Origin of the sequence: Achromobacter aloeverae (assembly GCF_004121055.1) — a bacterium.
GTDB classification, from domain to species: Bacteria; Pseudomonadota; Gammaproteobacteria; order Burkholderiales; family Burkholderiaceae_B; genus Bordetella_C; species Bordetella_C aloeverae.
Window position 1 is genome coordinate 24,401 of sequence record NZ_PYAL01000011.1, and the last position, 22,824, is coordinate 47,224.

Genomic DNA, 22,824 nt, shown 5'->3' on the forward strand with positions numbered 1-22,824 from the left:
GCGGCGTACACCAACAGGCAAAGCGAATCAGACACCCATCTGGCTGGCGAAGTCCCCGATATCCTTGGCGATCCGGTCCCAGTCCTCTTCCGCCCGCAGGTCCTTGGACTGGTTGGGCCCGTATTCGGTGGGCCGATGGATATAGCCGGTGCGCAGGCCGTGCGAGCGCGCGTGGCGCAGGTCGTTGTTGTGCGCCGCCACCACCATGACTTGCGACGTAGGCAGGTCCAGGAACCGGGCCACGCCCAGGTACATTTCGGCGTCCGGCTTGTAATGCTGGACGATGTCGGAAGAAAACACGCAATCCCACGGCAGGCCGCCATGCTTGGCCATGTTCACCAGGCAGGGCACGCTGCCGTTGGAAAACGTCGAGATGATGTATTTACTCTTCAGCCGGCGCAGGCCGGCCACGCTGTCGGGCCAGGGATCGAGGCGATGCCAGACACGATTCAGGTGATCCTTTTCCGCTTCCGTCAGTCCCTGCACCTGGAATTGATCCAGCAGGACATCCAGCCTCTCGCGATGCAGCACGTCGACGCTGGTCCAGGGGCGCTTGCCCTGCCGCACCGTATCCATGCCCGGGGCGTATCCCGCCCGCCAGGCGTCGGCCATCGCCACCCAATCGGCATCCAGGCCCTTGCGCCGGCCCAGGTCGCGCAGTTCATGGATCACGCTGTCCCGCCAGTTCACCACCGTACCGAAAGTATCGAAAACCAGGGCCTTGACCGGGATCTCGGCCACATCTACGTTTTGCATGCCTATCTCCTCACGGGTAGCGCCGAGCATACGGCCACGCGCCTCACAAGAAACTGACCGGCGCGAACATCAAAGGATGGCGTTGTAACGTGACGCCATCGCATCCAATTGGGCCAGCGCGCTGGCGCGCACCCGTTCCGTATCGCCGGACGCAAAGGCGTCGTACAGGCCCACCATGTTCTCGACGGTCAGGCCGCGCATGGCGGCGTCGCCCACCGTCAACAGCCGCGCCACATGCACGTGGTCGTAAAAACGCTCGATGGCTTCCACCAGCGTGCGGTTGGGCACCAGGTCCATCCACGCGCTCCGGAAACAGGCCTTGTGGCGCAGGAACGCCGCGCTGTCGCCGGCGGCGTGCGCCTGCGTCAACAGGTCCAGGGGCCGCGGCAATCCTTGCAGATCGCCCTCATCGGCCGCCATGCATGCCATGACGGCGGCTTGCGGCTCGATCAGGCGCCGCACCTCGAAAGCCTCGTTCATCTGCGCGCGGGTATAGCGCCGCAATACGAATCCCCGCGCCGTGCTTTGCAACGCCCCCTCGCTCCTGAGCTGCATCAGGGCCTCGCGTACCGGCATGCGCGAGATGTTCAGGCGACTGGCGATGTCCTGGTCAACGAGCTTTTCCTCGTAGCCGATTTCCCCGAACAGGATACGCTCGCGCAGCATTTGATAGACGCTTTCGCGCAGATTGGGAGGACGTTTGACGCCGGCACGGACCGAAGCAAGGGTTTCCATCACGAATCTCCGACCTATCGCCGCTGCATGGCGGCGGTGGCTGGCCAAAGGGCGCCCGGGGACGAGCGCGAACCTGGGATGCAAGCTGAGACGGATGCTGCGTTGGGTCAGCCACGGCCGGGGGAACGTCATGCCGCCGGCCGGGGCGAATGCCATACTAACCGCGAAACACGGGTTTGGGTTGGAGGGTGGATTTGGGCGATGGGCCTGGACCATTCAAGCCGGGATGGAAGCGAATAACGATCAGGCCTGGTTGCCACCCAGGCCAAGATAGCTTTCCACCACGCGCGGATTGCCCGCCAGTTCATGGGACGGGCCGGCCAGCACCACTTCGCCGGTTTCCAGCACATAGCCATGGTCGGCCACCTGCAAGGCGGCGCGCGCGTTCTGTTCCACCAGCAAAATGGCGACGCCGCCCTGCCGCAGCCGCGCGATGATATGGAAGATCTCCCGCACGATGCGCGGGGCCAGCCCCAGGCTGGGCTCGTCCAGCATCAGCAGGCGCGGCCGCGCCATCAGGGCACGGCCGACGGCCAGCATCTGGCGTTCGCCGCCGGACAACGTCCCGGCCTGTTGGGCGCGCCGTTCGCGCAGGCGCGGGAACAGGTCGTAGATCTCGGCCAGGCTATCGCGCCAGCCGGCCTCGCGCGCGCGATAGCGGCGGAAGCCGCCCAGCAGCAGGTTGTCCTCCACGGTCATGGTGGCGAACAGCTCACGCTTTTCCGGTACCAGCGACATGCCGGCGCCGACCCGGCGTTCCACCGGCCACGCCGACACATCCTGGCCGGCGTAATGCACCGCACCCGTGGCATGGCCGGCAAGCGGCAAGGCCCCCATGATGGCGTTCAGCAGGGTCGACTTGCCGGCGCCGTTGGCGCCGATCACCGTGACGATGCTGCCCGCCGTGACCGACAAGGACGTGGCCCCCAAGGCCGCCACCTTGCCGTAGCGCGCGGACAGGCCGTCGATCCGCAACAACTCCTGGGCGCTCATCGCTCCCCTCCCTGCAGCGCCGCGGCGGGCACGAGGTCCAGGTCGTCGTCCAGGCCGCCCAGGTAAGCCTCCAGCACCGCCGGATTGTCGCGCACCTCGGCGGGCGGCCCTTCCGCCAGCTTGGCGCCGAAATCCATCACCACCAGGTGATTGGTCAGCCGCATGACGAAATCCATGTCGTGTTCCACCAGCAGGATGCTCATGCCCTCGGCGCGCAATTGCTCCAGCACCCCGGCCAGCGCCTGCTTTTCCTTGTAGCGCAAGCCGGCGGCCGGCTCGTCCAGCAGCAGTAGCGTGGGGTCGCCGGCCAGGGCCCGCGCGATTTCCAGGATGCGCTGCTGGCCCAGCGCCAGGTTGCCTGCCTGCTCGTACAGATAGTCGCCCAGGCCCACCCGCTGCAACTGCAGCGCGGCCTCATGCAGCAGCCGCGCCTCGCTGGCGCGATCGGTGCGCAGGACGCCCGACCAGATGCCGCCCGCGGCGCGCAAATGGGCGCCCAGCGCCACGTTCTCCAGCACCGTCATGCCAGGCAGCAGTTGCACGTGCTGGAAAGTACGGCCGACGCCACGGCGGGCGATCTCGCGCGCGGACAGGGTGTCCACCCGCTCGCCCATGAAGCCGACCTTGCCGCTGGTAGGCCGCAGAACGCCCGTGATGAGGTTGAAGGTCGTGCTCTTGCCGGCGCCGTTCGGACCGATCAGGCCGACGATCTCGCCGGCGCGGACCTTGAACGAGATATCGTTCACTGCCACCAGGCCACCGAACTCCTTGCGTATGGCGTCCACTTCGAGCACCAGTTCGCCCACGCCCGCTTTTTCGCGCTGGCCCAGCGCGGGCGCGGCCGAAGGCGGCAGGCGGCGGCGCGCCGCCGCGCCGGGCGCCACGCGCGCCCAGGCGTTCGCCAGGATGGGCCAGACGCCGTCGCGCGCATATTGCAGCATCAGGATCAGCAATACACCGAACACGATGAGTTCGAAATTGCCGGTGGTATTCAGCAGCCGCGGCAACCAGTTCTGGATCTGGTCCTTGAGCACCAGGATGATGCCGGAACCCAGCACCGCGCCCCAGACATGCGCCGCGCCACCCACCACCGCCATGAACAGGTATTCGATGCCATAGTTCAGGCCGAACGGACTGGGGCTGACGGCGCGCTGCATGTGCGCGTACAGCCAGCCCGACACGCAGGCCAGCAGCGCCGCGTAGACGAACACCGCCACCTTGTACCCATTGGTGTTCACGCCCATCGACTCGGCCATGCCGGCGCCGCTGCGCAGGGCCCGGATCGCGCGCCCCGGCCGTGAATCCAGCAGATTGCGCGTGCCCCAGACGGCCAGCAGCACCAGCACCCAGATCAGGTAATACATATGCCGCCCGCTGGACAGCGACAGTCCCAGGAAATCCAGCGCCGGCACGCCGGCGATGCCGTCGTAGCGGCCCAGCACGTCCACGTTGCCGTAGAGGTAGAACAAGGCCAGGCACCAGGCTATGGTTCCCAGGGGCAGGTAGTGGCCGGACAGCCGCAGCGTAATGGCGCCCAGCACGTAGGCTATCAGCGCCGTCGCCAGCAAGGCGGCCGGCAGGGTCAGCCAGGGCGACCAGGCCATGGCCGTGCTGAGCCAGGCGGTCGCATAGGCGCCTATGCCCACGAAGGCGGCCTGGCCGAACGAGGTCAGGCCCGCCACGCCGGTCAGCAGGACCAGACCCAGCACGACCAGGCTGGCCAGGCCGATGTAGTTGAGCTGGGTGATCCAGAACTCCGGCGTCACGGGCAGCAAGGGCAGCGCGGCCAGGACCAGCAGGAAGACGATCAGGGGCAGGCGGTTTTTCATGGCGTTGACCGGCTCACTCTTCGTCATGCGCGGGGCCCGCGCGCAGCGACAGCCAAAGCAGCACGGGGATGATCAGCGTGAACACGATGACTTCCTTGTAGGCGCTGGCCCAGAAAGACGAGAAGCTCTCCAGCAAGCCCACCAGGACGGCGCCGGCGGCAGCGGCCGGGTAGCTGGCCAGGGCGCCGATGATGGCGCCGACGAAACCCTTCAGGCCGATGAGAAAGCCGGTGTCGTAGTAAATGGTCGTGACCGGCGCGATAAGGATGCCCGACACCGCGCCCAGCAGGGCCGCCAGCGTGAACGTCAGGCCGCCCGACATGTCGCTGCTGATGCCGACCAGCCGCGCGCCGCGCCGGTTCACCGCCGTGGCGCGCAGGGCGCGGCCGTACAGGGTCTTGCCGAAGAACAGCCACAACGCGGCGATCAATACCACGGCGGTGCCGATGACGAACAGGCTTTGCGCCGACCAGGACGTCAGGCCCAGGTCCACCTGGCCGTCGATGAAGGCAGGCGTGCGCCACCCCTCGGCGCCAAAGAAAACCAGCCCCAGGCCGACCAGCACGAAGTGCACGGCCACCGACGTGATCAGCAGCACCAGCACGCTGGCCTCGGCCAGTGGGCGATAGACGATGCGATGGATCATGCCCCCCATGGGCACGATGAGCAGCAGGGTCAGCAGCATGTCCACCCATAGCGAAGTGTCCGGCCCCGCCAGGCGCCGCGTCACCCAGAACAGCACCGCGGGCAGCGCGATGCAGGCCAGCGCGGTGCGCGGCAGGACCCGCCACTGGCCGCTGCGCGCCGCGCGCGCAAACGCTTGCAGGAACACCAGGCCGCCCAACAGGAGCAGCAGATAGACCGTGCCGGGCACCTTGCCGTCCACCAGCATCGCCAGGGTCAACGCGCCGAACGTCACGAACTCGCCTTGCGGGATGAAGATGACGCGCGTCACCGCGAACACCAGTACCAGCGCCATGCCCAGCAAGGCATAGATGGCGCCATTGACCAGGCCATCCTGCAACAATATCAGCGCTATCGAGGAATCCATGGACGTAAAACCTTCGCCGCGAGGGCGGACCGCTAGAACCCGCTAATGCGGGATGGCGCGCAGGCGCCCCGACAAAAGCTCACCGGCCCGCGGGCCGGTGCATTGCCCGGTGCCTGGCATGGGCACCGGACGGGAAAGAACCGTGGAAGGACGCGGGGAGATCGGTATCAAAGCCCGGGCTGGTACACCCACTTGCCGCCCTGCACCTTCACCATGACCCGGGCGCGCTGGTCGAAACCGGCATGGTCCGTGGGACTCATGTTGAAGACGCCTTGCGACACCGCCAGTTCCTTGACGTTTTCCAGCGCGTCGCGCAAGGCCTTGCGGAAAGCCGGCGTGCCCGGCTGCGCGCCGGTCTTGAGCGCGACCGGAACCGCGGCCACGACCAATTGGCCGGCATCCCACATATGTCCGCCGAACGTGCTGACCGAGCCCGCGCCGTGGACCTTCTCATAGGCATCGATATAGGCCAGGGCCGACTTCTTGACGGGATTGTCGTCGGGCAATTGCGCGGCCACCAGCAGCGGGCCGGCCGGCAGGATCATGCCCTCGCAGTCCTTGCCGCACACGCGCAGGAAATCGCCGTTGGCCACGCCGTGGGTCTGGTAGATGATGCCGCCGTAGTTGCGGGCGCGCAGCTCTTTCTGCGGCAGGGCCGCGGGCGTGCCGGAACCGGCGATCAGGATGGCGTCCGGGCGCGCGCCCATCAGCTTGAGGACCTGGCCGGTGACGCTGGTATCCGTGCGGCCGTACTTTTCGGCGCCGACCACCTTGATGCCCTTGGCCTCGGCCGCCTTTTTCGTCTCGTCCAGCCAGCTTTCGCCGTAGGCGTCGGCAAAGCCGATGAAACCCAGGGTCTTGACCTTGGACTTGACCATGGCGTCGACCAGCGCGCCGGCCATCAGGGCGTCGTTCTGGGGGGTCTTGAAGGCCCATTTGCGCTTGTCGTCGACCGGATCGACGATCTTCACGCTGGCCGCCACGCTGATCATGGGCGTGCCGGTTTCGGCGGCGACGTCGACCATGGCCAACGAGCCGGGAGTGGCGGAGCTGCCGATGACGACGTCGGCCTTGTCCTCGCTCACCAGCTTGCGCATGTTCTTGACCGCCTGCGTCAGGTCGGTGGCATCGTCCAGGACGATCCACTCTATCTTCTGCCCCGCCACTTCCTTGGGCAGCAGGTCCACGGTATTGCGTTCCGGAATGCCCAGCGAGGCCGCCGGACCGGTGCTGGACACCGTGACGCCCACCTTGACCTGGGCCTGCGCCGCCCACGGCAAGACCATGACTAGCGCGGCCAGCGTGGCCTGGCGCACGTGTTTGATACGGATCATCTGTTGTTGTCTCCGCTGAACGGGATACGGCTCGGCCCCATGGGCCGGTCGCCTTTTAGTGCAATGCGATGCCTGGGAAAAGAACGCATTATAGGGATAAGGACGGAGGATAAGGGGTGGGCCGGGCGCGGACTCAGCGTCCGTCCATGGGCCAGACGCGCTGGACGCGATAGGCCACCAGCGCGCCGACGCCCGCCTTGGCGACGTCGACCGGTATGAACGGCAGCATGCCCAGCATCGCCTTGCCGTTGTCGATGCCCGCCACCGCGGCCAGCCAGGGGGTGCCGATGGCATAGACCACGACCACGCAGGCCAGGGCCGCCAGGAAGTTGCCGACCACGGCGACGAACGGATTGTCGCCGCGCGGCGCCGTCAGGCGCGCCAGGGCGCCGCAAGCGGCCGCCCCCACCAGCATCCCGACCAGGAAGCCGCCGGTCGGGCCGGAGAACACGCCCAGGCCGCCGCGCCCGCCCGGCAGCACGGGCAGGCCGATGGCCGCCAGCACCAGATAGAGCAGCACGGCCAACGCACCGCGCACGGGCCCCAGCAGGCAGCCGGCCAGTATCACGCCCAGCAGCTGCAAGGTCACCGGGACCGGCACGCCCGGCATCGGGATGGGCGGCACCAGGCTCAATACGACGAGCAGGGCCGCGAACAGGGCGACGGACACGGTATTACGGGTGCGCATAAGAAACTCCCACTGCCTTGATAGAAAGAGATAAGAACCCCGCCAGGCATCCTGTCCGGCATCCCCCGCGGGCCACGCGCCTAGCCATCGCGCGCATCGATCGCGTCAGCCACTTCCTCCGCGCGCTTGAGCGTGCGCACCAGCAAGGGCACGACCACCGCCAGCGGATGGCTGCCCAGGCCGCGGGCGGCCTGGGCCTCGCGGATTTCCTGGTAGTTGCGCCAGATCTCCGGCACGAAGCGCAAGGTCAGCGCCAACGCCAGCGCGGCGCGGCTGGCGTCGACCAGGCCCAGCCGCTCCAGCGGCCGCAGGACCTGCTCGCAGACTTCGATCAGCGCGGCCGTGCGGGTGCTCATCGTAACGGCCAGCGCCAAGGCGACCAGGGTGGCCACGCGCGTCACCATCTCGGCCGCCGCCGCGTAGCCGTTGAAATAACATGTAAAGGCAGCCAGCACCACCAGGATCAGCAGCATCCCGCGCACATGCCGCCACAGGGTCGCCGGCCGCACGCCGGTCGACGCCAGCAGTAGCGCGGCGGCCGCGAAAGCCACGGCCAGCGCATCGAGCCGATGCACCAGGAACAACGCGGAGCCGGCTGTCACCAGCCCGCCCAGCTTGAGCCAGGCCGGCAGGCGGTGCAGGAGCCCCTGCCCGTCCTGGTACAGCGGCTCCATCATCCGCAGTGCTCCCGATACCAGCGCAGCGCCGCCGCCGGCGCATCATCGACCGCGATGCGCCCGTCGACCACGACCAGCACGCGATCGAAATCCGCCAGCAGGTCAAGGTCATGGCTGACCACCACCGCCTGCCGGTCCAGCGACGCGATGGCGTCGCGCACGCGGTTGCGATTGCGCAGGTCGAGCTGCGTGGTCGGCTCGTCGAACACCACCAGGTCCGGATGGGTCACCAGCACCGCGGCCAGGGCGGCCAGCTGCCGCTCCCCGCCCGACAGCAGATGGCTGGCGCGGTCGGCCAGGTGGCCGATGCCCAGGGCGTCGAGCTGCGCCGCGATGCGGGCACGCCGCTCGCTCTTGTCCGGCACGCGCTGTTTCAGGCCAAAGGCCATGTCCTCGCTGACGATGGGAAAGACGATCTGGTTTTCCGGGTTCTGGAACACGAAGCCGACGCGGCGGCGCACCGCCCGCACGTCTTCCCGCGTATCGACGCCGTCCACGCGCACCCGTCCCTCGCTGGGCAGGACCAGGCCGTTGAGCAGGCGCGCGAAAGTGCTCTTGCCTGCCCCGTTGGGCCCGACCACGCCGATGCGCGATTCCGACAAGGCCAGGTCCAGCGCATGCAGGATCGTGGCCCTGGCGTTCTTGACGACGGTGTGTTCAAACTCGATTAACATGGGGCGCGATTATGCACGAACCTTTACAAACTCCTTTGCAAGCCCCTCTCCGCGGAACGTTCCGCGAACCTTTTCGGCGATGCCGGCGTCCAAGAGTCCGTACGACCGTCGTCCGCCCTCCCCGCGATGACGGCGCGCTACACTCGCGGCCGGAACGCACCGGCCCGAAACGGGGACACAGAGGCTCCGTGCCGGCGCGCTCGTTGAATTCCTTTTTTTGCCTAACGCCGGGTCCGGCCCCATGAAAAAATTCCTGTTCGATCTCTTCCCGCTGCTGCTGTTTTTCATTGCCTATTATTTCGCAGGCATTTATGTGGCCACGGGCGTCTCGATCGCCGCGTCGATCGGCCAGATCATCTGGCTGCGCATGCGCGGGCACCGCATCGAAGGCATGCATTGGGTCAACCTGGTGGTCATCGTCGTTTTCGGCGGCGCCACCCTGATCCTGCACAACGACGCCTTCATCAAATGGAAGCCGACGGTGCTTTACTGGCTCTTCGGCATCACGCTGCTGGCGGGACGTTTTATTTTCGGACGCAACCTCGTCCAGCGCATGCTGGGCAAGCAGATCCAGTTGCCCGCGCCCATCTGGGACCGCCTCAACCTGGCCTGGGGCATTTTCTTCCTGCTGGCCGGCGCGCTTAATCTGTATGTGGCATTTTCGGGCCACTTCACGGAAGCCCAGTGGGTTTCGTTCAAGGCCTTCGGGCTGACCGTGCTGATGCTGGCCTTCGTGGTGGTGCAGTCGCTTTGGCTGGGCCGTTATATTCAAGCACCGGAAGCCGGCAAGGATGCGCCGCCGGAGAAAAACTGAATGACTGAGAATATAGTCACCACAAATTTCGATGCGTTGGCGAATATTATTCGAGAACGCCTGCAGGAACTCGATCCCGTCACGCTCGACATAATCGACGACTCGCATTTGCACGCGGGCCATGCCGGTGCGCATGGCGGCGCTTCGCATCTTACGGTACGTATTGTCACCGCACGTTTCCACGGACTATCCCCAGTTGCGCGGCATCGGCTGGTGTATGATCGGCTGCAAGATTTAATACCCTATCCCATCCATGCGCTGGCGCTGGATACCAAGAGCGCCTGAATTCATTCCCGGATTCATTTCCCTGAACTCATCTCCCTGAACTCACCGTCAGAAGGCTAAAGGACATACATGAAACGCATTATCCTGTTGGCGGCGGCCTGCGCGATCGCCGTTCCCGCTTTTGCCCAGAATGTGGCGACCGTCAACGGCAAGGCCATTTCGCAAAAGAGCCTGGATCAATTCGTCAAGCTGCTGGTCAGCCAGGGCGCCACCGATTCGCCGCAGTTGCGCGAGCAGGTCAAGCAGGAGATGATCAACCGCCAGGTTTTCGTCCAGGCCGCCGAGAAGGCCGGCATCGCCAAGCAGGATGATGTCCAGACCGAACTGGAACTGGCTCGCCAAGGCATCCTGGTGCGCGCCCTGATGGCCGACTACCTGCAAAAGCACAAGGTCACCGACCAGCAGATCCAGACCGAGTACAACAAGGTCAAGCAGGAACAGGCCGGCAAGCTGGAATACAAGGTGCGCCACATCCTGGTCGCCGACGAGAAGACCGCCAACGACCTGCTCGCGCAGATCAAGGGCAACAAGGCCAAGTTCGAGGACCTGGCCAAGAAGAACTCGAAGGACCCCGGCAGCGCCGACAAGGGTGGCGAGCTGGGCTGGGCCCCCGCCACCAACTACGTGCCGCCTTTCGCCCAGGCCGTGACCTCGCTGAAGAAGGGTGACGTGTCCGACAAGCCGGTGCAGACCCAATACGGCTGGCACATCATCCAGGTCGAGGACACCCGCCCGGTCGAGTTCCCGCCGCTGGACCAGGTGCGTCCGCAACTGGAAGAAATGCTGCGCCAGCAGACCTTGGCCGACTACCAGAAGTCGCTGCGCGACCAGGCCAAGATCCAGTAAGCCCCCCGATTGCCGGGCAGGCTGCCTGGCAAATAAAAAAACGCCGCAATATTTTGCGGCGTTTTTTTTCACCGGGCCGCCCCAAGACAAAAGCCCTCTCGGGGGGCAGCCAGCGGCGTAAGCCGCTGGCGTGGGGGCCTTTTTTGTCGCCGGGCCGCCCCAAGACAAAAAAGCCCCCTTTGGGGGCAGCCAGCGGCGTAAGCCGCTGGCGTGGGGGCCTTTTTTCCCCTTGGTTTACCGTGCGCCGCGGACCGTCATTCAGTCGTTCTGCGTCTGCACTTGCAGGGCGGCGTCCTTCTTGCGGCCCTTGCGCATGAACACGAACAGCTGCCAAGCCACGATGGCGCCGATGACCGCGAACAGCGTGCCGCTGATGGGTCGGGTCACGAAGGCGCTGAAATCGCCGCGGGAAAGCAGCATGGCGCGACGGAAGTTCTCTTCCAGCATGGGGCCGAGGATGAAGCCCAGCATCAGCGGCGCCGCCTCCATGCCCAGGCGCAGGAACAGGTAGCCGATGAAGCCGAACACCGAGGTGATGAAGATGTCATCCAGGCTGTTGTTGATGCTGAAGGTGCCGATGCAGCAGAAGAACAGGATGCAAGGGAACAGCACGGTGTACGGGATCTTGAAGACCGACAGCCAGTAGCGCACCAGCGGCACGTTCAGGATCAGCAGGAAGCAGTTCCCCACCCACATGCTCGCCACCAACCCCCAGAACAGGTCCGGATGGGTGCCGATCATGTTGGGACCCGGCTGGATACCCTTGACGATGAAGGCCGCCAGCATCAGGGCCATCACGGCGTTCTCGGGAATGCCGATGGCCATGAGCGGGATGAAGCTGGTGCGCGCGGCGGCTTCGTCGGCGGCGGCCTGGCCGGCCACGCCTTCGATGGCGCCGGTGCCGATTTCGTCGCGGTGCTTGCTGAAGCGCTTGTCCGCGGCGTAGGCGGCGAACTGGGCGATGGTCGGGCCGCCGCCTGGCAGGATGCCCAGGACCGAGCCGATGAGGCTGCCGCGCAAGGCGCTGGGGATGATGCGCTTGAACTCGGCCCACGTCGGGATCAGCTTGATCTTGCCATTGAACGGCGTCAGCGTGTTCTTCGCGTCCAGGTTCTTGACGATTTCAGCAATGCCGAAGCAGCCCAGGGCGATACTGATCAGGCCCACGCCATCCTGCAGGAAGACGAGATCCATCGTGTAGCGCATCATGCCGCTGTTGACGTCCGTGCCGATCACGCCCAGCAGGATGCCGATCAAGGCCATGGCCAGGCCGTTGAGCAGGCTGCCGCTGCTGACGAAGCTGACGCAGAAGAACCCCAGCAGCATCAGCGCGCAGTAGTCGGCCGGCCCGAACAGCAGGCCGACCTCGCCCAGCGCGGGCGCCATGGTGGACAGGACCACGATGGCCACGGTGCCGCCGATGAAGCTCGACATGCCGGCCGTGAACAGCGCCAGCCCGGTCTTGCCCTTGAGGTTCATCGCGTACCCGTCGATGCAGGCCACGATACTGCTGGCATGCGGAATCTTCATGGTGATGGCGCTGACGCTATCGCCGTACTGGGCGCCGTAATAGATGCCCGCCAGCATGATCAGCGCGCCGCTGGCCGGAATGCTGTACGTGATGGGCAGCAGCAGGCTGATGGTCGACAGCGGACCGAGGCCCGGCAGCAGGCCGATCAGCGTGCCCACCGTGCACCCCAGGGCGCAATACATCAGGTTTTCGAGCGTCAGGGCGTGATCAAAGCCCAGCGCGAGGTTGTTGAAGATTTCGATCATAGTATCGGGAGCGCCAAGCCGAGCAGATGTTTGAAGGCGAAGGCCACGGCGATCAGGCCGGCCGAGATCTTCACGTTGCGGACCCACGAGTACGAGGTACCGGCGAGCGTCGAGCAGAACACCAGGAAGACGATGCCGACCAGCATGTTCAGGAAGTGCGACACCAGCACGAAGCCGCACAGGCTGGCCATGATGATGCCGATGTTCTTGAAGCTGTAGTTCAAGGGCACCGGCTCCACGAGGCGAGCACGCAGGACCGTGATGAGGCCGATCAGCAGCAGGCAGCCGCTGATCAGCAAGGGGAACAGGCCCGGGCCGAAGCGAGCGAACGTACCCAGGGGATACCGTGCCGCCGCGCCGCCGAAGACCAGGGCGAAGACGATCAGGAACAGGCCCCTGACAAAGTTGCGGTTGCTGAAGTTCATAGTGGGTGGCCCCCGTGGCGGGCCGCCTGGCGGTAGGTTGGGTACATGGGGTCGCTGCCTCCAAAAAATCCGGTATCTGTTATGGACGCTTTACGCGCGGCGCGGGAAACGCATTGCATAAGGCGCTGGACGCGATACTAGGCAGCAGCGCTTTCAGCTTGCTGTCGGTTTTTACGGAAAGAGGCCGCGTTAGCGTATTCACCTAGGGTGCAAAAGCAACAAGTTCCTGAACGAAAGCCAACTGTTAGCTGAACCTGATATGTCATTTGCCTGAATAAAATCTGTCCCGTCTTTGAATTATTTCTGTCTTGGAACTGAATTGTTTTGCCCATCAGCGCATATTAGATATTTGTCTGCGCGAAAATACAGGGAGACTGGAACAATCAGGCGCAAAAAAGCCCGGGACGGCGCATACACCGTCCCGGGCTCGGGTTTTACTGACTGAATGGCGACTTGCGCACAGCTTTCTCGCTGGGCGGGCGGGCCGTCAGGCTATTCGTCGACTCCCAGCAGCGCCTTCAGGCCATCCTCGTCCAGGATGGGTACGCCCAGCTCCTGCGCCTTGGCCAGCTTGCTGCCGGCCTCCTCGCCCGCCACCACATAGGCGGTTTTCCTGGACACCGAACCGCTGACCTTGCCGCCCGCGGCCAGGATATGGCGGGTGGCGTCGTCCCGGGTCCAGGTGGGCATGGTGCCGGTCAGCACCACGGTCTTGCCTGCCAGCACGCCGCCACGCGCCGCGGCCTCCGCCACCGGATGTACGCCGTGCTTGCGCAAGGCGTCCACGATTTCGCGATTGTGATGCTCGGCGAAGAAGCGATGAATGGACGCGGCGACGGCCGGCCCGACGTCCGTCACCGCCAGCAACTGTTCCTCGCTGGCGTTCATGATGGCGTCCATGTCGCCGAAATGGCGAGCCACGTCGCGCGCGGTGCTCTCCCCCACATGGCGGATGCCCAGCGCGAACAGCAAGCGGCCCAGCGTGGGCTGGCGCGCCTTGTCGATCGCGGCAACCAGGTTTTCCGCCGACTTGGCGCCCATGCGGTCATACCCGGCCAGTTCATCGGCGCTCAGGCTGTAGATATCAGCCAGGGACTTCACGCGCCCCTTGTCGACCAGTTGCTCGACCAGTTTCTCGCCCAGGCCCTCGATGTCCAGGGCCTTGCGGCCGGCCGCGTGCTGCAGGGTCTGCTTGCGCTGCGCCGCGCAGAACAGGCCGCCGGTGCAGCGCGCAATGGCTTCGCCCTCGGGGCGCTCGATGGCCGAGCCGCACACCGGACACGACACGGGGTAGGTCCAGGCGATATCGCTGGCCGCCACTTCGGGAGGCCGCTTCGCCAGCACCGGCCCAACGACTTCAGGAATGACGTCGCCGGCGCGGCGCACGATCACGGTATCGCCCTTGCGCACGTCCTTGCGGCGGATTTCGCCTTCGTTGTGCAGCGTGGCGTTGGTCACCGTGACGCCCCCGACGAAGACCGGCTTGAGCCGCGCCACGGGCGTGATCGCCCCCGTGCGGCCCACCTGGACCTCGATGTCGAGGAGTTCGGTGGTGGCCTCCTCGGCCGGGAACTTGTGCGCCAGGGCAAAGCGGGGAGCGCGCGCCACGAAGCCCAGGACCTTTTGCGCGGGCAAGGCATCGACCTTGTAGACCACGCCGTCGATGTCATAGGGCAGCGACGCGCGCAGCTTGCCGACTTCCTCGTAGAAGCCCAGCAGGCCCGCCGCGCCGCGCACCAGCCGGTTGTGCTTGACGTTGATCGGCAGGCCCAGGTCGCCCAGCCAGGCCAGCATCGCGCCATGCGTATCGCGCGGCAGCGTGGAGGTCTGGCGCGTGCCCGGCGCCGGCTCTTCGTACTCGCCATGCTGCGTGCGCGGCAGGCCATGCACTTCGCCCCAGCTATAGGCGAAAAACCGCAGCGACCGTTGCGCGGTGATGCGCGGGTCGAGCTGGCGCAGGCTGCCGGCCGCGGCGTTGCGCGGATTGACGAAGATTTTTTCGCCGCGTTCGCCCTGCGCCTGGTTCAGGCGGTCGAAGTCGGCGCGGAACATCAGGACCTCGCCCCGCACTTCCAGCACGTCGGGCGCGGCGCCCTTGAGCTTCAAGGGGATGGATTTGATCGTACGGATATTGGACGTGACGTCCTCGCCGGTCTGCCCGTCGCCGCGCGTGGCGGCCTGCACCAGCAGGCCTTTTTCATAGCGCAGGCTGATGGCCAGGCCGTCGAGCTTGAGCTCGCAGAAGTAGTCCGTCTCGTCCTCCGGCCCCAGCAGGCCGGCGCTGCGCAGGGTGTCGGTGACGCGCTTGTCGAACTCCAGCACGTCCTCCGCCTCGAAGGCATTGCCCAGCGACAGCATGGGCACGGCATGCGTAACGCTGCCAAAGGCAGCCAGCGGCGCCGCCCCTACCCGCTGGGTGGGCGATTCGGCGGTGACCAGCTCCGGATGCGCCGTCTCCAGGGCGATCAGCTCGCGCATCAGGGCGTCGTATTCGGCATCGGAAACCGAGGGCTCGTCCTGGACGTAATAACGAAAATTGTGCGACTCGATCTCGGCGCGCAGGCGCGCGATGCTTGCCTGCGGCGAAGACGCCGTCCTGGAATCGGATGCGGTCACGCAAATACCCGCAACGCACGCTCGCTGCCGGCGCGCAGGCCAGCCTGCTCCAGCTGCGAAAACAAGACCTGCAGACGCTCGTCGATGACCGCGGCCGAGCCTTCGGCCAAGGGCTTGCCTTGGTCGTCCACCAGCTCGGCGCGCAGGCGCTGGGCCAATTGATGCCCCACATCCACCATGCGGCCGAAAGCATGTTCGTCAGGCGGGCTGCACGGCACGTCCAGCAAGAGGTTCAGCCGTTCGACGCCGCCCATGCCGGCGTCGAACGCGGCGCCATCGCCGCGCGTCAGCGTGAAGCGCGGCTGCCCCTCGTCGGACACCCAGGCCAGGCGCGGGCCATCATGCATGAAGCCCAGGTCGCGCGCCACCGCCAGCACTTCGGCGGCGGGCTGGGCGCTGCCCAGCAACAGCGTCAGGCCAACCTGGGTATCCAGGGCCGCGCACGTATCGTCCAGGCGCGCCGCGCGTTCCAGCACGGCCTGCTGGTCGGGTCCCTCGATGGTGGCCTCGAAGCGTTCGCCCAGGTCCTGCACGCGAGCCCATGCCTGCGACCACTCGATGGCCGTCAGCGGGCCCGTACGATTGGCCAGCAGCACGGCGATCTGCAGCGCGCTGTAGGACTCGTCGGCATGCAGGCGGGACCGGTGGCGCGCGCGATCGGTCACGCCGAAGATGCGGATGGGCTTGCGTCCGGCGCTGCGCAGGCCTTGCAGGCCATGTTGAAGATCGGCGCCGCGCACCGGCTCGGCGAACGCGACCTCGATGACGACCTCGGTCGCGGGATCGGCCTCCTCGACATCGTCGCTCTCGCCCGCCAGGGCCGGCGCTGGCGCGGGGGCGGCGCGCACGCCGCTTTCGCCCACCGAAGGTTCACGCTTGCCCAGTCCGGGCTCGCGCCGCGTCGCCGCCGGCGTATCCCAGGCCGCCTCCTCGCCCTTGCCGCTGCTGGAGCCGCCGGTACGGACGGCCGCTTGCTCGCCGGCGCCCAGGAGCGGATCGTGTTCGTTGGTCGGGAAATGCGCCTGCATCTTGCGTCGCACCCGGCGGTCCTGCCACCAGTTGAATCCCAGCACCATCAATATCAGCAGGGCACCCACGACGATCAGGCCGATCTGCAAATCACTCATGTGTCTATCTCGCGCCCCGAGGGCAGCGTCTCGGTAGGTTCTTGATCAAGCGGCCTCGGTGGCCATCTGCACCGCGGAATCGATATCGACCGCGACAATACGGGAAACACCCTGCTCCTGCATGGTAACGCCAACCAGCTGCTTTGCCATTTGCATGGCGATCTTGTTGTGCGAAATGAAGAGGAACTGGGTCTGGTCGCTCATGCTGCTGACCAGGTTGGCGTAGCGTTCGGTATTGGCGTCGTCCAGCGGCGCGTCGACCTCGTCGAGCAGGCAGAAAGGCGCCGGGTTGAGCTTGAACAGCGCGAACACCAGCGCGGTGGCGGTCAGCGCTTTTTCGCCGCCCGACAGCAGGTGGATGGTGCTGTTGCGCTTGCCCGGCGGCTGCGCCATCACCTGCACCCCGGCGTCGAGGATCTCGTCGCCGGTCATCGACAGGCGGGCCTCGCCGCCCCCGAACAGGCGCGGGAACAATTCGCCGAAATGGCCGTTGACGGTGTTGAATGTCTCCTGCAACAGCTCGCGGGTTTCGCGATCGATCTTGCGGATGGCGTCTTCCAGCGTCTCGATGGCCGTCAGCAGGTCCTTTTCCTGCGAGTCGAGGTAGTCCTTGCGCTCGCGCGCGCTGTTCAACTCGTCCAGTGCGGCAAGGTTGACCGAGCCCAGGCTGTCGATCTGGCGCGAAATGCGCGACACCTCGGATTGCAGCCAGTTGGCGCGGCGCCATTCGTCCGGACGCTCCGCCAGCGATGCGGCCAAGGCGGCGCGGTCCACTTCGTGCGCATCGAGCTGCTCGCTGAATTGCTCCTCGGCCAGGCGCGCCGCCTGCTCCTGCAACTGCAATTCCGTGATGCGGGCGCGGCGCGGTTCCAGGGTCTGTTCCTGGCGCACGCGTTCCTCGTCGGCGACGCGCAACTGCGACGCCAGGTCGTCCATTTCGATGCGGGCGCGCTGCAGCGCTTCCTCGCGTTCGGCCCTCAGCTCCAGGGCCTCCTGCAGGCCAGCCTGGGCGGCGCTGGCATCCAGCTCGAACAGCTCGCCCTGCAACTGCTCCAGTTCGCCGGTCGCGCGGCGGCTCTGGTCGGCCGCCAGTTGCTGGTTGCGCTGGAGATCCTGGATGCGGGCCTCGATGCCTCGCTGCGCGAATTCGGCTTCGTGCACCGCCCGTTCCAGGTCGCGCAGCGCGGTGCGCGCGGCGTCGGCCTTCTCGGCCAGCGCCTCGCCGTCGATCTCCGCGTCGGCGAAACGCGACTGGTGCTCGGCCAGTTCCTGATCCAGGGTCTCGAAGCGCACTTCGGCGTCTTCGCGGGTGGCGCGCAGGTCTTCCTCGTGGGCGGTAATTTCCGCCAGGTCTTCCCGCAGACGCTTGCCACGCTCGCCGGATTGCTCGGCCTGCTGTTGCAGGCGCGAATGTTCCAGCTGGATATCATGCACCCGGCGGGTGACCTCGGCGACGCGCTGGCGGGCAGGGCCCAGCGACTGCGAGACCTGCTGCCAGGCCGCCTCGGCACGCGCCACGGCGGCACGCGCCTGGTCGGCGATCAACTGCTGCGCCTTGACCTCGCGTTGCAGGTTGGCGATTTCGGTCTGCCGCGCCAGCAAGCCGGCCTGTTCGGAATCCGGCGCGTAGAAACGCACGCTATGGGCATCCACCAGGTGGCCGCTCTTGACCACGTAGACGGCGCCCGGCGGCAAGGCGGGACGGGCCGCCAGGGCCTGGGTCAGGTCGTCCGCCACATAGACGTCGCGCAGCCAGTCGCCCATGAGACTGCGCAGCCCGGGATCGGTCAGTTGCAGCTTGGCGGTCAGCGGCGCCAGTCCCGTGGCCGCCGCCGGCGCGGGGCCGGCCGCGGGCGCCTGGAAAAATGCCAGCCGCGCGGGCGGCGCATCGTCGACGAAGGCCTTGGCGAAATCCAGGTTGCGCAGCTCCAGCGCGGCCATGCGCTCGCGCAACACGGCTTCCAGGGCGGTTTCCCACCCTGCCTCGACATTCAGCTTCTGCCACAGGCGGGCCATGTTGGCCAATTCGTGCTTGGCCAGCCAGGGCTCCAGCGCCCCCTGCTTTTGCACGTCGTCCTGCAACTTGACCAGGGCCGAGAGCCGCGCCTCCAGGCGCGCCAGCGTCTGCGCCTCGCGCTGCGCCGCCTCCTGGGCCTGGCTGCGCTCGGCATCGGCGACGGGCACGCGCGCCTCCAGCTCCGCCAGTTGTCCCTGGGCCTCTTCCAACTGGTCCTCGCCGGCGGCACGGTCGCCCGCCAGCTGTTCAAGATGGGCCGGGTCCGGCGTCTGCAATTCGCGCATTTCCTGCTGCACGCGTTCGCGGCGCTGCTCCAGGGCCTGCAACTGGCGGTCGGCATCGCGCTGGCTTTGGGCCACCAGCGCCAGGTTCTGCTCCACGCGCGCCAGGGCGCTGCGCATTTCGTCGCGGGCCGCCGCGGCGTCGCGCACGCTGGCCTCGACCGACGGCAGCGCCGCCTGGGCATCCTCGGCGCGGGCGCGGGCCTCGGCGGCCCGTTCGCCGGCCATGGCCAGGTCTTCCTCGGCCTGGGCGATCTGTTCGGTGCAATGCGTCTGCTGGGCGTCCCACTCGGCGATCTGGGCCTGCAACTGGTCGCGCCGCGCCTGGACCCGGTTGCGGGAGTCCACCACGTGACGGATCTCGGCCTCCAGGCGGCTGACCTGGCCATTGGCCTCGTACAAGGCGCCCTGGGCCGTGTGCACGCGGTCGCTGGCTTCGTAATGGGCCTGGCGGCGCGCTTCCAGGGCGGCCTCGCCGGCGCGCAGCCCCGCCATGGCGCCTTCCAGCTCGGCCTGGGCCTTTTCGATCTCGGCGCTTTTCTTCTGCCTTTCCTCGCGGGCGCCGGTTTCCTTGAGCAGCCACAGCGCGTGCTGCTTCTGCTCGCCGTCGCCCTGGAGTTCGCGGTACTGGCGCGCCACCTCGGCCTGGGCCTCCAGCTTGTCCAGCTGGCTGCCCAGTTCGCGCAGGATGTCCTCGACCCGGGTCAGGTTCTCTCGCGTATCGGACAGGCGGTTCTCGGTTTCGCGGCGGCGCTCCTTGTAGCGCGACACGCCGGCGGCCTCTTCCAGGTAGACCCGCAATTCCTCGGGCCGCGCCTCGATCAGGCGGTTGATCATCCCCTGCCCGATGATGGCATACCCGCGCGCGCCCAGGCCGGTGCCCAGGAAGATGTCGTGGATGTCGCGGCGCCGCACCTGCTGGTTATTGACGTAATAGCTGCTGGTCCCGTCGCGGGTCAGCACCCGCCGCACGGCAATCTCGCCGTAGCTGCTCCACTGCCCGGCGGCCCGCCCCTCGCTGTTGTCGAACACCATTTCGACCGATGCGCGGGCGGCCGGCTTGCGGTTGCCGGAACCGTTGAAGATGACGTCCTGCATGGACTCGCCACGCAGTTCGGACGCCTTGGCCTCGCCCAGCACCCAGCGGACCGCATCGATGATGTTCGACTTGCCGCAGCCGTTGGGTCCGACCACGCCCACCAGCTGGCTGGGCACGGGGATCACGGTCGGATCGACAAATGATTTGAAGCCGGCGAGTTTTAACTGGGTAAGACGCACAATAGATCAGGGACGGACGGGAGGGTTGAACGAGGCGTTGAACGGACCTGCCGCACAGATTGCAAATCGGCCCCAGGGGGCCGATGCAAGCACGCGGCCGCGTAAGCCGCGTGGAATCAATTCGGGCCCTATGATACCCCAGGTGTAACCCCGAACCAGTATGCCGGAGGCCACCCAGGCCCCGGCAAGGCAGCCCCGCCGAAGCACTTGATTACCTTCCCGGAGCCGGGGGTGCCGCGATTTCGAGAATCGCCATACGCCGCCCGGGGAGCGGCGGACGCTATACTCGCTGACACTTTTTTTTGGCGCCGGGAGCTCGTCCGCGAGCATGGGACCCCTGGTACGGCCTATTTTGAAGACGGCGAATGGCCGGCAACTGGACGGCGACGTCGCGCGGGGACACTTTTGAAACGAGGCTTTTACCTGGTCATGGCCGCACAGGCCCTGTCGTCACTGGCGGACAATGCCCTGTTCATCGCGGCCGTCAGGCTGATCGAGGAATTGCACGGTCCGGACTGGATGACGCCAGCCATGAAATGGTCCTTCGCCCTGGCCTATGTGCTGCTGGCGGCCTTCGTCGGAGCGTTCGCCGACTCCTATCCCAAGGGTCGGGTCATGTTCGTGACCAACGCGCTGAAGGTGGCCGGCTGCCTGCTGATGTTCTCCTATGCCAGCCTGGGTATCAGCCACGACCACCAGGTCTACCTGGTCAGCGCCGCCTACGCCCTGGTCGGCGTCGGCGCGGCCGCCTATTCGCCCGCGAAGTACGGCATCGTCACGGAAATGCTGCCGCCGCACATGCTGATCAAGGGCAATAGCTGGATCGAAGGGCTGACCGTCTTTTCCATCATCCTCGGCACGGCCCTGGGCAGCGCCCTTATTTCGCCCAGTATCTCCCACGCGCTGCTGCACGTTCCCCTGGTGCGCCGCCTGGCCCACACGCCGGCCGAAGCCGCCATCCTGGTGATCGCCGTCGTGTATCTGGTGGCAGCGGTGTGCAACCTGCTGATTCCGAACACCCACGTCCGCTATCCGCCGCAGCAGAAGAACCCCATCAAGCTGATCTCGACCTTCGGCGGCTACGTGCGCATCCTATGGAAGGATCGCCTGGGCCAGATTTCCCTGGCGGTGACCACGCTGTTCTGGGGCGCGGGCGCCACGCTGCAACTGATCGTGCTGGAATGGGGCCGCCACCAGCTTGGCTACGAGCTGAACCAGTCCTCCATCCTGATGCTGGTCGCGGCGGTGGGGACCGTCATCGGCTCGGTGCTGGCCGGGCGCGTGCCGCTGCGCCGCGCCCTCGATGTCCTGCCCATAGGCGCCCTCATGGGGGTGGTGGTGCTGTTCATGCCCTTCGTCCATGCCACCGCCAGCGTGTACGCGCTGCTGCTGGTGATCGGCGGCCTGGCCGGATACTTCGTCGTGCCGATGAACGCCCTGCTGCAACACCGCGGCCACGTGCTGCTGTCGGCGGGCCACTCCATCGCCGTCCAGAACTTCAACGAGCAGTTGAATATCCTGCTGATGGTGGCGATCTACGGCGTCCTGCTGTACCTGAAGCTGCCTATCGGCACCGTGATTTTCATCTTCGGCAGCGCGGTGGCCCTGCTGATGCTGATTTTCATGCGCTGGAGCCGCAGCAACCTGCGCAAGATGCCGGAACTGCTGGAACAGATCGGCCAGGAAGGACATGGCCAGGCGCTGGATCACGGCCATGGCCGCGACCATGATCGCTGACCGGTGATCGGCGGCCCATGGCCGGGGATCGCTGGCCATTGATCACTGGCCATTGGGCGGGTGGGCGGTGATCGCGGGTCATTGGTCGTTCGCCGCCGGCCGGCCAGGCCGCGCCGGACCCGCCCGGCGGGGCCTGGCGGGTCCGACGCGTTCAGGCGCCAGCCACGGCCAGTCGCAGGTCCTTCCAGCTGCGCGCCTTCTCGCTGGGGCTACGCAACAGATAAGCCGGGTGATAGCTCACCACCACCGGGATCTCCCGCCCTTCGTCGGTGCGCAGGGTGTGGACCCGTCCACGCAGGCTGCCTACCGCCGCGTCGGTGCCCAGCAGGGTCTGGGCCGCGAAACGGCCCAGCACCAGGATGCGCTCCGGCTTCAACAAGGCGATCTGGCGCATCAGGTAGGGACTGCAGGCGGCGATTTCCTCTGGCTTGGGATTGCGGTTGCCGGGCGGCCGGCACTTGATGACATTGGCGATGAACACATCGTCCCGGCGCGTCATGCCCACGGATGCCAGCATGGCATCCAGCAACTGCCCCGACCGGCCGACGAAGGGCAGGCCCTGGCGGTCCTCCTGCTCTCCCGGCGCCTCGCCCACCACCATCCAGCGCGCGGGAAGCGCGCCGTCGCCGAAAACGGCATGGCGGCGGCCATTGCACAGCCCGCAGGCGGTGCAGCCGCTGACCTGCTCGCGCAGTTGATCGATATCCAGGGTATCGAGGTCGGGCATGGGCGCGGGCGCCGTCTCGCCCTTGGCCTGCCTGGAGGGCGCGGCCGCCAGCGGTCGTGGCGCCTGGCCGCGCGCGGCGGCCGCAGCGCCGGCAGGGCCGGCCGGTCGCATGGCGGCGCCGGCCGTGCCGGGAGCGCCCGGCGACCCGGCGGAGGCCG

General features: G+C 66.6%; 19 protein-coding genes. 4 read left to right on the top strand and 15 right to left on the bottom strand.

The window, feature by feature from the left end; genetic code table 11:
- Window positions 1-27: 27 nt before the first annotated feature.
- The 9 genes from C7R54_RS28645 to C7R54_RS28685 form a co-directional block, all read right to left on the bottom strand.
- On the bottom strand, window positions 28-756 hold the full coding sequence (locus C7R54_RS28645) for a haloacid dehalogenase type II (protein WP_192903766.1): 729 nt from the start codon (window positions 754-756) through the stop codon (window positions 28-30).
- Between the two features lie 69 nt (window positions 757-825).
- A complete protein-coding gene (locus tag C7R54_RS28650; protein ID WP_192903767.1) occupies window positions 826-1,491 on the bottom strand; it encodes a GntR family transcriptional regulator in 666 nt (221 codons plus the stop codon).
- A gap of 243 nt (window positions 1,492-1,734) precedes the next feature.
- Window positions 1,735-2,484 (bottom strand): ABC transporter ATP-binding protein, encoded by a 750-nt coding sequence (locus tag C7R54_RS28655; RefSeq protein WP_129154337.1) that lies wholly within the window; start codon window positions 2,482-2,484, stop codon window positions 1,735-1,737.
- Window positions 2,481-4,340 (bottom strand): branched-chain amino acid ABC transporter ATP-binding protein/permease, encoded by a 1,860-nt coding sequence (locus tag C7R54_RS28660; RefSeq protein ID WP_240039773.1) that lies wholly within the window; start codon window positions 4,338-4,340, stop codon window positions 2,481-2,483. The genes C7R54_RS28655 and C7R54_RS28660 overlap by 4 nt, the downstream gene beginning before the upstream one ends.
- Window positions 4,327-5,364, bottom strand: coding sequence for a branched-chain amino acid ABC transporter permease (locus C7R54_RS28665; RefSeq protein ID WP_129154338.1), 1,038 nt, complete (start codon window positions 5,362-5,364; stop codon window positions 4,327-4,329). Before C7R54_RS28665 ends, C7R54_RS28660 begins: the two co-directional genes overlap by 14 nt.
- 167 nt (window positions 5,365-5,531) lie before the next feature.
- Window positions 5,532-6,698, bottom strand: coding sequence for an ABC transporter substrate-binding protein (locus tag C7R54_RS28670; protein ID WP_129154339.1), 1,167 nt, complete (start codon window positions 6,696-6,698; stop codon window positions 5,532-5,534).
- 133 nt (window positions 6,699-6,831) lie between these two features.
- Window positions 6,832-7,386, bottom strand: a complete 555-nt coding sequence (locus C7R54_RS28675; RefSeq protein ID WP_129154340.1) for a biotin transporter BioY — start codon at window positions 7,384-7,386, stop codon at window positions 6,832-6,834.
- An 80-nt stretch (window positions 7,387-7,466) separates the two neighbouring features.
- Complete coding sequence (locus C7R54_RS28680) at window positions 7,467-8,063, bottom strand: energy-coupling factor transporter transmembrane component T family protein (RefSeq protein WP_129154341.1); 597 nt, start codon at window positions 8,061-8,063, stop codon at window positions 7,467-7,469.
- Window positions 8,060-8,737, bottom strand: a complete 678-nt coding sequence (locus C7R54_RS28685) for an energy-coupling factor ABC transporter ATP-binding protein (RefSeq protein WP_129154342.1) — start codon at window positions 8,735-8,737, stop codon at window positions 8,060-8,062. The genes C7R54_RS28680 and C7R54_RS28685 overlap by 4 nt, the downstream gene beginning before the upstream one ends.
- A gap of 241 nt (window positions 8,738-8,978) precedes the next feature.
- On the opposite strand from C7R54_RS28685, the gene C7R54_RS28690 reads away from it, so the two are divergent.
- From C7R54_RS28690 to C7R54_RS28700, 3 genes are all read left to right on the top strand, one after another.
- Window positions 8,979-9,551, top strand: a complete 573-nt coding sequence (locus tag C7R54_RS28690) for a septation protein A (RefSeq protein WP_129154343.1) — start codon at window positions 8,979-8,981, stop codon at window positions 9,549-9,551.
- Window positions 9,552-9,836 carry a BolA family protein gene (locus C7R54_RS28695; protein WP_129154344.1) on the top strand — a complete coding sequence of 95 codons (285 nt, stop codon included), beginning with the start codon at window positions 9,552-9,554 and terminating at the stop codon, window positions 9,834-9,836.
- Between the two features lie 69 nt (window positions 9,837-9,905).
- Window positions 9,906-10,682: a peptidylprolyl isomerase gene (locus C7R54_RS28700; RefSeq protein WP_129154345.1), complete on the top strand. Its 777-nt coding sequence runs from the start codon at window positions 9,906-9,908 to the stop codon at window positions 10,680-10,682.
- 258 nt (window positions 10,683-10,940) lie between these two features.
- Here C7R54_RS28700 and C7R54_RS28705 read toward each other — a convergent pair whose 3' ends face one another.
- From C7R54_RS28705 to smc, 5 genes are all read right to left on the bottom strand, one after another.
- The gene (locus C7R54_RS28705; RefSeq protein ID WP_377813877.1) at window positions 10,941-12,458 is read right to left on the bottom strand and encodes a tripartite tricarboxylate transporter permease; all 1,518 of its coding nucleotides are present in this window, start codon (window positions 12,456-12,458) and stop codon (window positions 10,941-10,943) included.
- The gene (locus C7R54_RS28710) at window positions 12,455-12,883 is read right to left on the bottom strand and encodes a tripartite tricarboxylate transporter TctB family protein (protein ID WP_129154346.1); all 429 of its coding nucleotides are present in this window, start codon (window positions 12,881-12,883) and stop codon (window positions 12,455-12,457) included. The genes C7R54_RS28705 and C7R54_RS28710 overlap by 4 nt, the downstream gene beginning before the upstream one ends.
- A 492-nt stretch (window positions 12,884-13,375) precedes the next feature.
- Window positions 13,376-15,499, bottom strand: coding sequence for an NAD-dependent DNA ligase LigA (gene ligA / locus C7R54_RS28715; protein ID WP_129154347.1), 2,124 nt, complete (start codon window positions 15,497-15,499; stop codon window positions 13,376-13,378).
- Window positions 15,496-16,626 (bottom strand): cell division protein ZipA C-terminal FtsZ-binding domain-containing protein, encoded by a 1,131-nt coding sequence (locus tag C7R54_RS28720; RefSeq protein ID WP_129154348.1) that lies wholly within the window; start codon window positions 16,624-16,626, stop codon window positions 15,496-15,498. Before C7R54_RS28720 ends, ligA begins: the two co-directional genes overlap by 4 nt.
- Before the next feature lie 45 nt (window positions 16,627-16,671).
- Complete coding sequence (gene smc, locus C7R54_RS28725) at window positions 16,672-20,202, bottom strand: chromosome segregation protein SMC (RefSeq protein WP_129154349.1); 3,531 nt, start codon at window positions 20,200-20,202, stop codon at window positions 16,672-16,674.
- A gap of 405 nt (window positions 20,203-20,607) precedes the next feature.
- On the opposite strand from smc, the gene lplT reads away from it, so the two are divergent.
- A complete protein-coding gene (gene lplT / locus C7R54_RS28730) occupies window positions 20,608-21,939 on the top strand; it encodes a lysophospholipid transporter LplT (protein ID WP_129154350.1) in 1,332 nt (443 codons plus the stop codon).
- A gap of 151 nt (window positions 21,940-22,090) precedes the next feature.
- Here the strand turns inward: lplT and C7R54_RS28735 are convergent.
- Window positions 22,091-22,824 (bottom strand): uracil-DNA glycosylase (locus tag C7R54_RS28735; protein ID WP_240039774.1); only part of this gene is annotated, 734 nt, incomplete at its 5' end.

Excerpts from the sequence above, each read along its gene's own strand:
- C7R54_RS28645 (WP_192903766.1), bottom strand. The coding sequence starts at position 756 with ATGCAAAACGTAGATGTGGCCGAGATCCCGGTCAAGGCCCTGGTTTTC.
- C7R54_RS28650 (WP_192903767.1), bottom strand. The coding sequence starts at position 1,491 with ATGGAAACCCTTGCTTCGGTCCGTGCCGGCGTCAAACGTCCTCCCAAT.
- C7R54_RS28655 (WP_129154337.1), bottom strand. The coding sequence starts at position 2,484 with ATGAGCGCCCAGGAGTTGTTGCGGATCGACGGCCTGTCCGCGCGCTAC.
- C7R54_RS28660 (WP_240039773.1), bottom strand. The coding sequence starts at position 4,340 with ATGACGAAGAGTGAGCCGGTCAACGCCATGAAAAACCGCCTGCCCCTG.
- C7R54_RS28665 (WP_129154338.1), bottom strand. The coding sequence starts at position 5,364 with ATGGATTCCTCGATAGCGCTGATATTGTTGCAGGATGGCCTGGTCAAT.
- C7R54_RS28670 (WP_129154339.1), bottom strand. The coding sequence starts at position 6,698 with ATGATCCGTATCAAACACGTGCGCCAGGCCACGCTGGCCGCGCTAGTC.
- C7R54_RS28675 (WP_129154340.1), bottom strand. The coding sequence starts at position 7,386 with ATGCGCACCCGTAATACCGTGTCCGTCGCCCTGTTCGCGGCCCTGCTC.
- C7R54_RS28680 (WP_129154341.1), bottom strand. The coding sequence starts at position 8,063 with ATGATGGAGCCGCTGTACCAGGACGGGCAGGGGCTCCTGCACCGCCTG.
- C7R54_RS28685 (WP_129154342.1), bottom strand. The coding sequence starts at position 8,737 with ATGTTAATCGAGTTTGAACACACCGTCGTCAAGAACGCCAGGGCCACG.
- C7R54_RS28690 (WP_129154343.1), top strand. The coding sequence starts at position 8,979 with ATGAAAAAATTCCTGTTCGATCTCTTCCCGCTGCTGCTGTTTTTCATT.
- C7R54_RS28695 (WP_129154344.1), top strand. The coding sequence starts at position 9,552 with ATGACTGAGAATATAGTCACCACAAATTTCGATGCGTTGGCGAATATT.
- C7R54_RS28700 (WP_129154345.1), top strand. The coding sequence starts at position 9,906 with ATGAAACGCATTATCCTGTTGGCGGCGGCCTGCGCGATCGCCGTTCCC.
- C7R54_RS28705 (WP_377813877.1), bottom strand. The coding sequence starts at position 12,458 with ATGATCGAAATCTTCAACAACCTCGCGCTGGGCTTTGATCACGCCCTG.
- C7R54_RS28710 (WP_129154346.1), bottom strand. The coding sequence starts at position 12,883 with ATGAACTTCAGCAACCGCAACTTTGTCAGGGGCCTGTTCCTGATCGTC.
- C7R54_RS28720 (WP_129154348.1), bottom strand. The coding sequence starts at position 16,626 with ATGAGTGATTTGCAGATCGGCCTGATCGTCGTGGGTGCCCTGCTGATA.